We start from the raw sequence: 11,276 nt of genomic DNA on the forward strand, positions 1-11,276 counted from the left end.
CCTCCCCAGTACGTCCAGATAGGGGTAAGTGCGCCTGAATCGTGCTTGTTGAGACCCCACGGCCGGCCAACTCTGCTCGCGCAATAGCCCACGTGATGGCTTCGCGAGTCGCGACTGCATCACCGTTGCGGCCAGGCATCCACAGCCGGGGGCCGCTCGGCACGCTGCGGCAGCCTGAGGCGAGCGACCACCCCGCTGGCGCGATCTTGAATGTCATAGTGCAACACTATTGCATCACGCACGAACCGCGCAATAGTGTTGCACTATGACATCGTTTGGCCTCCCCGCATTCACCGAGTGGTTTCGGGACGTCTGGCGACAGAGTTGCAACCCGGGCACGGGGCAGCCCTACAGCGCTTCGGAGTTGACCGAAGCCTTGGCGGAGAGAGGGCTCGCATGTAGCGAGAGCTACCTGCGGCGCCTAAGGGCAGGATCGAAGGCAAGCCCGAGCATTGGCCTCGTCGTCGCCCTGGCGGACGTGTTTGGTCGGTCTCTTGCCGAACTGCAGTGCGTGGCGCGCAATCGCGCGGACTATAGTCACGATCAGAGTGTCGAGCCGCAGACGAAGGACAGGAATCTAGGTGGCAACTAAGCGCGGCATCCCAGGCCTGGCAGACAAACTGGGCTGGTTGTTGAAGAACCGAGACACGGCAGACGGCCAACACCTGACCATCGACGGTCTGGCGTGGCGGGTGACGTCACTCGGCGTGCCGTTGTCTTCGACTTACGTGCGGCAGATCCTCCGGGGCGGCAGCGATGCTCCCTCAGCACCCATTATCGACGGCATCGCCCGCCTCTATGGCATCCCCACGACGTACTTCACCGACCCGGCTATTGAGGATGCAGTGAAGAACCCTGCGCCACTCCCCGACTCGATCACTGAAATGCTGGAGGCCCTCAGCCCCGAGCAGCGTGCTCGACTTCAGACCGTCCTGGCGCGAAAGCCCCATGATGAGAATTGATCGCCGGACAGGTTGGCCAGCCACACCTGCGCCGCGGCCAGGCTTCGCTCTGGGTACTCCGTATCTGCTGCCCAACTGCGGATCGAGGCCTCCGCATGCATGACCTCGAGTGCTTCGCTCGGGCTGAGATTGCCCGTCCTGTCGACCATCTGAAGACTCCCCATCTGACGCTCCCTCGTCGTGCTGTCACTAAAACATCACACCGCCTGGACGGAGTCCATAGCCTTTACCCAACCCGGTTTGTTTCTTTACGGAATCAATAGAGTTGCCGTCATGACACGAGACGACCGTTGCGACGGCCCCTTCGGCTTCGCTGATTTCCAGACCCGTCTCACCCGCTTGATCGAGACCTGCCTCGTGCAGCGCGACGGGCGTCTCGTAGCTCTGGACGATGGCCGTCTGGCCAAGCACATCACCGAGGCAAGTGGAGAAAAGATCACTCGGCCCTACGTGTACGCCCTGCGAACAGGCGAGCAGACAAATCCGTCGGCTACCAAGCTCGCGGCGATCGCCGCCGCCTTCGACGTGAGTCCCCTCTACTTCTTCAGCGAAGCGGTCTACGACAGGACAAACGAACGCCTGGACCTGGAGCTCGAGCGGAAGCAGAACGAGTTGCTATTCGGTCCAGACACTACGGACGAGGAAGGCGCTGACGACTAGCAGCGCCGCGCCAAGCGTCACGATCGCCGCTGGGGTGCCCATGAGCGGCTGCAGTCCTGCCAAGAGGGCATAGCCAACCGGCGTGCCAATCATGATTGATCCAAGGCGCACGCCCACGACGCGGCCGATGAACTCCTTCGGTGCCAGATCGTTCATTCGGGCCTTGAGTAAGGCCGGGCCCATGCCCATGCTCACACCAGCGACGGCGCCCAGCACGCAACACCAGACCCACGACGAAACGACGCCGATTGACGCCAGAGCTGCGCTCATCGGTATGAGGGACAAGAGTGCCCAACGCGGGCCGGCGGGCTTGAGTTGATCGCTCCAATAGGTAACGGCGATACCACCTACCAAAGCCCCGAGGGCGACACCGGCATCGACCGATCCGAACTGCCATGCATGCCAGGACCGGTCGTGAGCGATGATCGGCAGTGCTGTGATCAGGATAGGGCTCGCGAAAAGGTTGGCGAGCATGAACGGCACCAAGAGCCGTGCAATGCCCGGGAGCCGTATCACTTTTCGCCAAGCGCCCAGGCCCTCTTGAATTAGCGCTACAGGCGGTGCCGCAACGCTCTCGTCGCCGCGGATTGTCCCCGTGAGTAGAGCACGAGAGAGGGTCAGCGCCAGGATCCCGAGACCAGCGACCAGGCTGACGTGCCAGCCGATAAGGACACCCGCGATCGGGCCTGATGCCAGCAGCGCGATCTCCTTCGACGACACCATGAGGCCTTGGACGCTCTCTTGGTCGCCGGGTGCCGCATCGATGCTCAGTGCCTCCATGGCAGGCCCGTGGACGCCGTCGACCGCGCCGAAGGCCAAGGCCGTCACAAAGACAGCGGAAACTGATTCCGCAGTGGCTGCGATTCCGAACGCCGCTAAGGCGAGCACTCGGATCAGCAACGTCGTCGTGACGACCGATCGTGCGCCGAATCTGTCAGCTACTGCCCCACCCAACAGGAAGGTGCCGAGGAGCCGAGCTACCGCGGCAGCTCCAACGATGCCTATCGAACCCAAGGGGCCGGCCAGAGGAGTCGAAATCCAACCCAGGGACGTGTAGAGAAGGCCATCGCCAAATTGGTCGCCGAGGTAGCTACCTAGATAACGCCAACGACCCACCCCCTGCGCCACAGCTGCCGTCACTGCTCACCACTCCGCCTGAGCGGGAAACAACTCACGGTGATGAAGACAGGCTCGACGTCGGTGTCCTCCCCTCGCGCCTTCCGCTTCACGCCCGCGGCACGCAGTTCGTCGATCGCCTCGGCCAGCCGGTCACCGAAACGCTCAAGATCCTCCGGGGTGGCCTGCTCGAAGTAGTCCGCCGTCGTCGCCGCACGTGCCCACCGCTCGGACCACTTCGTCCAATGTTCGGACGCCCACTGGCGGATTCTGTCGATACGGCGCTGGGTGTAGACGCGCTCAAACTCCATCAGCGCACGGCGGAGCATTTCATCGTCGGGATCTATGTCCAGGTCGACAGGCTCCCCGAGAGTCGGCCGGTAGCGTGTTACGCCGTGCTCGTCCGCGTAGCTCTCGACCAGCTGCGCCTTTTGAAGGGCGGGTAGGTGGACCTTTGCCATATTGCGCCGTGCGCCGGCGGGTACCTCCTCCGCCAGTTCTTCGGCGGTCATGTCACCGAACGCCTTCAATACGTCGATCGCCCACACGCGCGATGGAAACGCAAGGAGGCGATACCACTCGAGGGCCCGCTGGCCAGCCGTTGTCACGCCGTCGACCCTATACAGCCGAGTCGGTCGACAGGGAACAAGAGTTGGCCGTAATATTGCAGAGTCTGTAGCAAATCCGTCCCCTGGAAAGGCAATGCCGTGCGCAAATTCATCGTCGCCGTGCTGGGTGTTGTTGCCCTTGGCTCACTCGGAGTAGTGCAAGGTCCTGCGCAGGTCGGCGGACACAGCCAGGTTTCTGCATCGGGACGCACCTGTACCTGGTGCTGACCGAGCACGAGCTGAGCAGCACGGAGGAAGCCGCTGGTACTACCGGCGGCTTTTCTTATGACTGCGCGACGTAATAGCATCGGCAATAATGTTACTAGATTTCGCCCGACACGCCGCGCTAGCCAGGCTCCCCGTCTACCGGCTAGCAGTGCTGCAGGATTGCTGGCATGACTAACGAGAACCTGCGGTCGGAGGAACGCCGCGCGGATGTTCTGATCCGTATGTCTCGTTCGCGCCGCGAGGAGCTGAAGGCGCTGGCCGAGGCAGCCGGAGTGTCCGTGCAGGTGTACGCCGAGGCGAAGCTGTTCGATGAGCCCTTCAAACCGGCCCGCCTACCCCACAACGTCGCGCGGACACGTCGACCACGCGGAAGTCACTCCCAATCCGAGGAGCTGCCCTTGACCGGCTGACCCGGAACGGGCGAATCGCCCGTAGACGCACAAAAGCCGCCGTTACCAGCGGCGGCTGAGTGCGAACCAATCTGAAGTTCTTACGCCCGGTTACCAGCCGGGACTTGTGAGTCCAACTGCTCAAAGGTGGCTCTTCGTTGCCCACTGTACCGCAGCTTCACGCTGCCCAAAAGTCTTCAGCGCGCCCGCGTGACCGCGTGTCGTCGGGTATCCCCTCGCGCCGAGTGCTGCTGTTTCATCGCCGCTGCGCGCGTGAGCACGCTGCGTATGTGGAGCTGCACGCCGGCGATCGTCGGCAGTTCTTGCCGCGGTGGCACCAGGAGGACCGCGGCCCGGATCGTGAGCCATATGCCCATCACAAGGTTGCCCCGGATGGCGCGTACGCCAAGATCCCGATCTGGTCCGGCCGTGAGCAGTGGCTGCAGGTCGTCGTTCCGCTCGTCATCGCGGACGCCAAGCGGCGCGCGCCAGACGGGATGCTGCGCACCGTCCGGCCGGACCCGGCCGACAAGCGCCTCGGTTCACCGGTGTCGGAGAAGTTGCTGCGCCGCTACCTGACGGTCCGGTCCGCGTACGCCGATCAGCGGACCGGACGGCGGTGCATCGTGCGACCTGAAACCCTCGCGTCGGTGCTCGACGTCGACCAGGCCTCGATCCACCGCTGTCAGAACGTCGCCCGGTCGCTTGGCCTCGAGCGTGTCGTGGTCATGGGCCGCATGCTCACCTTTGCCGAGCGAATGACGTTGTGGCGCAGCGCAAAGCGCGACGGAGTGCGACCGTCGCGCCAGCGCGGGTTATCCACAGAAGTCGCCTTCACCGACCCCGGCGCACGGCGCCGGCACCTGTGGACTGCACCCCCTGACAGAGGCTCCGCTCTTAAGACCAAACCTCGCCAGATCACTCCTCACGTTGGTAGCCAGGCGGCCGCACGCGGCCGTAAGGATCGAGCCGCTTCGCGGCGCCGACCACCAAGGAGCCCGGCATGGCATGTCCAAGCTCGCCCGATCGCCCAGGAACTGGTCAAAATCCTGCCCTGGCTGCGATCTGAGAGCATCACACGGCTGTTGCCGATGCTGAAGAGGTTCGTCGTCGCGGACGAAGCCTGGACGGCCGCACAGCTGGTCGACGCGATCGACGACCATCACGCCCGCAACTCCGCCGGCCGGCCGACCCGGCCGATCGCCACCTACGACCCGGCCCGGATCCGCACCCGGCCCGCGATCGTGCTGGCCTCCCTATTGCGCCGGCTCGATGTTACCGACGACTGGACTCCCCCAACGCCCACGCCCTGCCCGTGCGAACACGACCAATGCCGTCCGGCGTGGATCTACCCGATGGATCCGGCCACCGGGCGCCAGTACGCCCGGCAGATCATGGCCGTGCGTCACCACCAGGGCGACGTCGTCGAGTGCCCGAGCTGCACCGCCGACTGCGTCACCAGCCAGGACCTCGCCGTCGACGTCGTCGAGCCGGCATCAGACAACGGCGGCTCATACGCCGAACCTCCGTTCTGAGGCCAGAGATTTTGAAGACTGGCCTCAGTCGCCCACGCGGATTCTGCACAAACGGCAGCGCACGACTCGCCTTGGTGGTTCACCGGATGGGCGAAACTCACGGATCGGCCGCTCAACACCGGCGTCGCTGGCTCCGATGCTGCGGGCCTGGTGCCCAACCCACGATCACTGTTCTGCCTGGTTCCGTCACCATGTGCGGCCGGTGTCCCCACCAGCGGCACAGCACGGCAGCCGTTGCTCAGGTGCTCGGCCCGCTCATTCAGCGTGCTCATCGAGGGATCAGCGGTGATCAGCTGAGCTGGACGTACCAGCGGCCCTTGGTCTTCACCATCGCAATGGCACTCACTGCGTCGGCATCCTCGGAGCTGCTGGCCTTGGTGAACGCCTGATCGAACGTCGTGGAATCATCCGGCAAACCCGAGTTGGAGCCGGTGAAGGTGTGGCAGGTGTCGGACTGGCACACCTTCCCGGTGGTGGCGACCAGTGCCCGGTCGCCACTGATGACCTGCCGACCGACCTTGACGTTGGACAGCTTGATGTCGGTTTGTGGCATCAGAGTTGCGCACTGCTTCTGGACGTTCGGCGCTACTTGGTCACACGCCTTCGAGTAGTTGCTCTGCTTTAACCCGTCGACATACTTCTGCGCCACCCCCTTTGGGGCAGAACCAGAGTCACTGCCCGAGCCACACCCGACGAGGCAGGCCGCTAAGACGCCCGCGGCTAGGCAGCCGCTCACCCTTTTCATCGCCGCGATCCTCACCATGCTGTCGAGCTCCTCCCCCAAGACTCGTCTCGGATTCTTCATTGCAGCTTGCCAGAAACCACCAACAGCGAGGTGGAAGCCGGCGCTGAACCGAGATGCTCGGACACGCCTGCGGCGTGACAAGCACTCCTCGGCGCCCGGCCCCGGCCGCTGCGACAGCAATCAGTACCCCTCCCTAGTCGTGTGCTCACGGTGCGGCCGGCTCCGACCGACGAGGCATCGCCGGGTTAGCGGCCCGGTGGGGAACTCTCGCGGCTGCCGTCGTCGACCGAGGGCTGTTGAGGAGGGGATGGTAGCCGGGCGGCTGGTCCTGTCTCTGCCCCTCAAATCGCCGCGCCATTCTGCGGAATCCTGGCCTCCACCATGTGAGACTAACTAGGCTAATCATGCTAACTAGGCTAATATGAAGGAGTCAACACAGCAGGAACCAACCAACCTGAAAGGCACCAACCATGAGTGCAACCAAGACCACTCGCAAGCCCGCGACGAAGCGCACCGCCGCAGTGCAGAAGGCGACGCTGCAGACGCTCCCGACAAGCAAGCTGATCCTGGGCGCGAACGTGCGCGACGTGACGGCGCTCGATCCTGAGCACAACCCCGACGACGCCGACCTAATCGCCTCGATTCGTGACCTCGGCATCTTGCAGCCCATCGTGGGCATTCAGACCGCCGATGGCGTGGTCGTGCGCCAGGGCCAGCGGCGCACCCTGGCAGCGCTGGCCATCGGGCAGGACGACGTGCAGGTCGTAGTGCTCCCGGAAGGAAGCAGCGGCGACGACGTCGACCGGATCGTGCGGCAGCTGGCAGAGAACGATCACCGTGCGAACGTGCGGGAGACAGACCGCCTGGCCGCATACGAGCAGCTCGCCGGATTCGGCATGAGCGCCGAGCAGATCGCGGGCAAGACCCGCCGCGACGTGCGAGAAATCGATGCCGCATTGGTCACGGTGAAATCGAAGGTCGCCACGAAGGCAGCGACCGAGAACCCCGGCATGTCCCTACTCGATGCCGCACTGATCGCGGAGTTCGACGACGACCCGGAGACCCAGCAGGAAATCCTGGAAGCCGTCGAGGACGGAGACGCCCGATACGTCGCCCAGCGCGCCCGCGACGACAAAGCCCGCGACGCGGCCGACAAAGACGCTCAGGAGCACGCAGACGCCGAAGGCGTCACGGTCGTGTCCGAATGGCAGGCCGTGGGCTACGGACGCCCTGGGAAGGCTCTCAGCGAGCTTCGCGGGGCGATTGAGGGGCAGGCGATGGACCCGGCGTCGCACACCGCCTGCCCCGGGCATGCCGCCTACATCGCCCACAAGCGTGACGAGAACGGCGGTATCGCGGGCGAATTGGTCTACGTCTGCACCGACGCCAGGGCCAACAAGCACAAGAAGCTGCAGGCTGACAGCGACGGCGACCAGCCGCAGCGCACCCCGATGACCGAGGAGGAGAAGGCCGAACGTCGCCGCGTGATCGAGAACAACAAGGCGTGGGAGGCAACCGGGCCGGTCCGCGCCGAATGGCTCGACTCGTTCGCGGGTGGCAAGACCGCGCCGAAGAACGCCGAGAAGTTCCTCGCGGTCGCCCTGGCGCACGGCGACCGCATCGAATCGGCCAACGGGTGGTCCCCCGAGGGCAAGAAGCGCATCGCGACCGCGACCAAGGCCGGACCGAAAACTGCGCTGCGGTTCGCGATCCACCAGTTGCTCATCGACTGGCACGACCAGGTCTCTCGCGAGTCGGCCCGCGACCACTGGCGGCACGCAGGCGACCGCACCCGGCGCTACCTCGCCGCCATGACCGAATGGGGCTACACACCCTCACCGATCGAGCGCGAGGCCGCAGGCCTGCCCAAGACAGCCAAGGCCAAGGCCAGCGCTTAACCAGCCCATCAGCACCAGCCGGGCCCGGCCCTCGACTACCGAGGGCCGGGCCATTTCGCGCTCTACGCCCCACCATTGCAGGGATCTTGCGTCGTCCAGCACTTGAGACTAACTAGGCTAAGTACGCTAACTAGGCTAAACTGTAGGAGTCAACACAGCAGGACCTCGACCACCAGGAGCAGACGATGAACCAGACACCGGACCTCTCCCCCGCGTCCCACCGCAGCCAGTTCGCCAGCAACCTGTTGTCGGCCGCCTGGCACGACGTGGTCGACCACCGCGATCAGCCCGCTGCCGCCACGATGCTCGACTGGACGCTCTGCGGGCAGGACCACGATCAACCCATGCCGCAGCAGCTGGATGCCGTAGCGGAAGCCACCGGGGCGCCCGTGCCACGGGGCGCCACCGCCAACATGGCGCAGTTGCGTGAGCACCTTCGTCGCTGGGCCGAGCGCAAGTTTGCCGCTGGCGAGGAGACCGCCGAGCGCGAGCTCGAGGGTCTCGGCGAAACCGACCTGTGGAACGAATACTTCGTCGCAGAGCGAGCCCTTCGGCACGCGACCGGCGAACAGCGCAACTTCGTGCGCTCCCGCCTTGACGCCCTGGCCGAGGAAATCGCGCACCGCCCGGCCTGGAGCGTCTAAGCCCCCGCTCCCCCACGCGACGGGACCCGCCAGTCCGAATCGACGCCCTGGCGGGTCCCGCACCCATGCCAGGTCGGCGGCTTCGGGCGCGTGATCGGACACGCCTGCGGCGTGGCGGTGTTGTTGGGGGCCAGCGAGGCCCTAGCGGGCCGTCGCCGGCCCCGTGGCGCGGCTGGGGCCGCGCTGGGTGGCGGGCGAGGCCGCTTCCACGGTCACAACCGAAGCACCCCGTGGCCACCCCCGCCGGCGTCGCTGCGCTCCGACCGCCGGCGGGGGTGGCCACGGCGCGCAATGGCCGCGCCCTGGCGGAATCCGCCTCGCCCGCCACCGAGTCCTCCACGCGGCGCACCGAAGTCGGTGGCTGGGGGAGTAGCTGATGAGGAGGGGATGGCAGCTCGGCCGGGTTTGGTGCCGCTGCTCGCCTGTCGTTTGCCGCGCCATTGCAGGGATATTGCGCCGTCCAGCACCTGAGACTAACTAGGCTAATCACGCTAACTAAGCTAAACTGTAGGAGTCAACACAGCAGGAACCCAACCAATCCGAAAGGCACCAACCATGCACGGAATTGAGACCCACGAAAACCAGGCCGCCGCGATATTCGCCCGCAAGGATGCCTGGCACCAGCTCGGCACCACCATCGAAGGCCGCGCGTTCACGGCCGAAGAGGCCATGACCCTTGGGCACCTCGGCGGCTGGAACGTGCGCAAGCTGCCCATGACTGCCACGGAGATCACCCCGGACGGCGTGACGACAATCGACGTGCCGCGCGAATACTGCTCGGTCCGTACCAACCCGTTCACGGGCGCGACCGAGCCTCTCGGCGTGGTCGGGGAGTTCTACACCCCGATCCAGAACGAGGAACACGCCGAGTTCCTAAATCTGCTGGTCGACCAGTCCGGCGCGATCTTCGACACGGCGGGCAGCCTGCAGGGTGGACGACAGACGTTCATCACGATGCAACTGCCCGAAACGATGCGCGTCGGGGGAGTCGACCCCGTACGCCTCAACATCGCGGCACTCAACAGCCATAACGGAAAAACCGCCTTCCGGCTGCTGCTCACCCCGGTGCGGGTCGTCTGCGCCAATACCCAGGCCGCAGCGCTGCACGACCACCGCGGAATGGTGAAGATCCGTCACACCTCAGGAGCCAAGCGCGCCGTCGACCAGGCCCGCGCCGCCCTGGATCTGACCTTCGAATACTTCGAGGCATTCGAGGCTGAGGCCGAGAAGATGATCCAGGAAACCCTGACCGAGGCCGAATTTCAGCGGATTATGGGCGACGTGTTCGGCCGCCCGGAGCGCGACGACTCGCCGAGGGCGCAGAAGGCCGCACGCAGGCGGACACAGCGCCTGGACCAGCTGTGGCACGACGCCGACACTCAGGCCGGCATTCGCGGCACCCGGTGGGCCGGCTACCAGGTCGCCGCCGAATACGTCGACCACTACGCCCCGATCCAGGCGCGCCGCGGTATGCACGACGCGCAAGCCCGTGCGACCCGCCTGCTCACCAGTGCCGATCCCGTGAAGGACAAAGAACGCGCCTGGCAGGCGCTGGCAGTGGCCTAAGCCGCCAGTTGACTACGGCCCGGACTCCGCGATGCGGGGCCCGGGCCGTAGTCCGCCCACGAGCAAAAAGACCGTCATTGCAACAAATTCCAGGTGTCCAGCACCCGAGACTAACTAGGCTAATCACGCTAACTAAGCTAAACTGTAGGAGTCAACACAGCAGGAATCAACCACCCGAAAGGTACAAAATCATGAGCGAGATTCGCGAAGCCATCCGCGCCGAACTCATTCGGACGATGGTCGCCCGCGTCATCACTTGCCCGCACACGGGCGAAGTCCTCGACGTGCGCACCTGTGCTGTCCTCGTCGACCATGACGGCGACCCCGCTGCCGTCTACGCCCCGGTCGTCGGCCAGGCGATCCGCGACAACGCTAGGTTGCGCGACGCGCTGGCGGCCGAGGGCTACGAGTTGCAGGAGGAGTAACCAGTGGCACGCCGCCGCCGGCCCGGCTCGCACCCATGCCAGGTCGGCGGCTTCGGGCGCGTGATCGGACACGCCTGCGGCGTGGCGGTGTTGTTGGGGGCCAGCGAGGCCCTAGCGGGCCGTCGCCGGCCCCGTGGCGCGGCTGGGGCCGCGCTGGGTGGCGGGCGAGGCCGCTTCCACGGTCACAACCGAAGCACCCCGTGGCCACCCCCGCCGGCGTCGCTGCGCTCCGACCGCCGGCGGGGGTGGCCACGGCGCGCAATGGCCGCGCCCTGGCGGAATCCGCCTCGCCCGCCACCGAGTCCTCCACGCGGCGCACCGAAGTCGGTGGCTGGGGGAGTAGCTGATGAGGAGGGGATGGCAGCTCGGCCGGGTTTGGTGCCGCTGCTCGCCTGTCGTTTGCCGCGCCATTGCAGGGATATTGCGCCGTCCAGCACCTGAGACTAACTAGGCTAATCACGCTAACTAAGCTAAACTGTAGGAGTCAACACAGCAGGAAC

The 11,276-nt window shown here is 65.4% G+C and carries 12 protein-coding genes; 9 read left to right on the forward strand and 3 right to left on the reverse strand.

Annotated features, from left to right (window positions below; translation table 11 throughout):
• Positions 1–265: 265 nt before the first annotated feature.
• From ACZ50J_RS22865 to ACZ50J_RS22875, 3 genes are all read left to right on the forward strand, one after another.
• Positions 266–592, forward strand: a complete 327-nt coding sequence (locus ACZ50J_RS22865; protein WP_464301594.1) for a helix-turn-helix domain-containing protein — start codon at positions 266–268, stop codon at positions 590–592.
• A complete protein-coding gene (locus ACZ50J_RS22870) occupies positions 582–962 on the forward strand; it encodes a hypothetical protein (protein ID WP_464301595.1) in 381 nt (126 codons plus the stop codon). The genes ACZ50J_RS22865 and ACZ50J_RS22870 overlap by 11 nt, the downstream gene beginning before the upstream one ends.
• A 273-nt stretch (positions 963–1,235) precedes the next feature.
• Positions 1,236–1,622: a helix-turn-helix domain-containing protein gene (locus ACZ50J_RS22875; protein ID WP_464301596.1), complete on the forward strand. Its 387-nt coding sequence runs from the start codon at positions 1,236–1,238 to the stop codon at positions 1,620–1,622.
• Here the strand turns inward: ACZ50J_RS22875 and ACZ50J_RS22880 are convergent.
• The gene (locus ACZ50J_RS22880) at positions 1,578–2,738 is read right to left on the reverse strand and encodes an MFS transporter (RefSeq protein WP_464301597.1); all 1,161 of its coding nucleotides are present in this window, start codon (positions 2,736–2,738) and stop codon (positions 1,578–1,580) included. The two genes, ACZ50J_RS22875 and ACZ50J_RS22880, sit on opposite strands and share 45 nt — an antisense overlap.
• 20 nt (positions 2,739–2,758) lie before the next feature.
• Positions 2,759–3,346: a helix-turn-helix domain-containing protein gene (locus ACZ50J_RS22885; RefSeq protein ID WP_464301598.1), complete on the reverse strand. Its 588-nt coding sequence runs from the start codon at positions 3,344–3,346 to the stop codon at positions 2,759–2,761.
• 395 nt (positions 3,347–3,741) lie between these two features.
• Between ACZ50J_RS22885 and ACZ50J_RS22890 the strand changes: the two genes are divergently transcribed.
• Both ACZ50J_RS22890 and ACZ50J_RS22895 read left to right on the forward strand, forming a co-directional pair.
• Positions 3,742–3,984 carry a hypothetical protein gene (locus ACZ50J_RS22890; RefSeq protein WP_464301599.1) on the forward strand — a complete coding sequence of 81 codons (243 nt, stop codon included), beginning with the start codon at positions 3,742–3,744 and terminating at the stop codon, positions 3,982–3,984.
• A gap of 269 nt (positions 3,985–4,253) precedes the next feature.
• On the forward strand, positions 4,254–5,498 hold the full coding sequence (locus tag ACZ50J_RS22895) for a hypothetical protein (protein WP_464301600.1): 1,245 nt from the start codon (positions 4,254–4,256) through the stop codon (positions 5,496–5,498).
• A 289-nt stretch (positions 5,499–5,787) separates the two neighbouring features.
• On the opposite strand, the gene ACZ50J_RS22900 is transcribed toward ACZ50J_RS22895, so the two are convergent.
• Positions 5,788–6,051 (reverse strand): hypothetical protein, encoded by a 264-nt coding sequence (locus tag ACZ50J_RS22900; RefSeq protein WP_464301601.1) that lies wholly within the window; start codon positions 6,049–6,051, stop codon positions 5,788–5,790.
• A gap of 662 nt (positions 6,052–6,713) precedes the next feature.
• Between ACZ50J_RS22900 and ACZ50J_RS22905 the strand changes: the two genes are divergently transcribed.
• From ACZ50J_RS22905 to ACZ50J_RS22920, 4 genes are all read left to right on the forward strand, one after another.
• Positions 6,714–8,141, forward strand: a complete 1,428-nt coding sequence (locus ACZ50J_RS22905; protein WP_464301602.1) for a ParB/RepB/Spo0J family partition protein — start codon at positions 6,714–6,716, stop codon at positions 8,139–8,141.
• Between the two features lie 185 nt (positions 8,142–8,326).
• On the forward strand, positions 8,327–8,785 hold the full coding sequence (locus ACZ50J_RS22910) for a hypothetical protein (protein WP_464301603.1): 459 nt from the start codon (positions 8,327–8,329) through the stop codon (positions 8,783–8,785).
• Between the two features lie 555 nt (positions 8,786–9,340).
• Positions 9,341–10,351 carry a DUF932 domain-containing protein gene (locus ACZ50J_RS22915; RefSeq protein ID WP_464301604.1) on the forward strand — a complete coding sequence of 337 codons (1,011 nt, stop codon included), beginning with the start codon at positions 9,341–9,343 and terminating at the stop codon, positions 10,349–10,351.
• A gap of 191 nt (positions 10,352–10,542) precedes the next feature.
• Positions 10,543–10,776 carry a hypothetical protein gene (locus tag ACZ50J_RS22920; protein ID WP_464301605.1) on the forward strand — a complete coding sequence of 78 codons (234 nt, stop codon included), beginning with the start codon at positions 10,543–10,545 and terminating at the stop codon, positions 10,774–10,776.
• The last annotated feature ends 500 nt before the right edge of the window (positions 10,777–11,276 follow it).

Source organism: Flexivirga sp. G2 (genome assembly GCF_055397625.1).

Coding starts and splice junctions, on each gene's coding strand:
- ACZ50J_RS22910 (WP_464301603.1), top strand. CDS start 8,327: ATGAACCAGACACCGGACCTCTCCCCCGCGTCCCACCGCAGCCAGTTC.
- ACZ50J_RS22890 (WP_464301599.1), top strand. CDS start 3,742: ATGACTAACGAGAACCTGCGGTCGGAGGAACGCCGCGCGGATGTTCTG.
- ACZ50J_RS22915 (WP_464301604.1), top strand. CDS start 9,341: ATGCACGGAATTGAGACCCACGAAAACCAGGCCGCCGCGATATTCGCC.
- ACZ50J_RS22905 (WP_464301602.1), top strand. CDS start 6,714: ATGAGTGCAACCAAGACCACTCGCAAGCCCGCGACGAAGCGCACCGCC.
- ACZ50J_RS22920 (WP_464301605.1), top strand. CDS start 10,543: ATGAGCGAGATTCGCGAAGCCATCCGCGCCGAACTCATTCGGACGATG.
- ACZ50J_RS22900 (WP_464301601.1), bottom strand. CDS start 6,051: ATGCCACAAACCGACATCAAGCTGTCCAACGTCAAGGTCGGTCGGCAG.
- ACZ50J_RS22865 (WP_464301594.1), top strand. CDS start 266: ATGACATCGTTTGGCCTCCCCGCATTCACCGAGTGGTTTCGGGACGTC.
- ACZ50J_RS22875 (WP_464301596.1), top strand. CDS start 1,236: ATGACACGAGACGACCGTTGCGACGGCCCCTTCGGCTTCGCTGATTTC.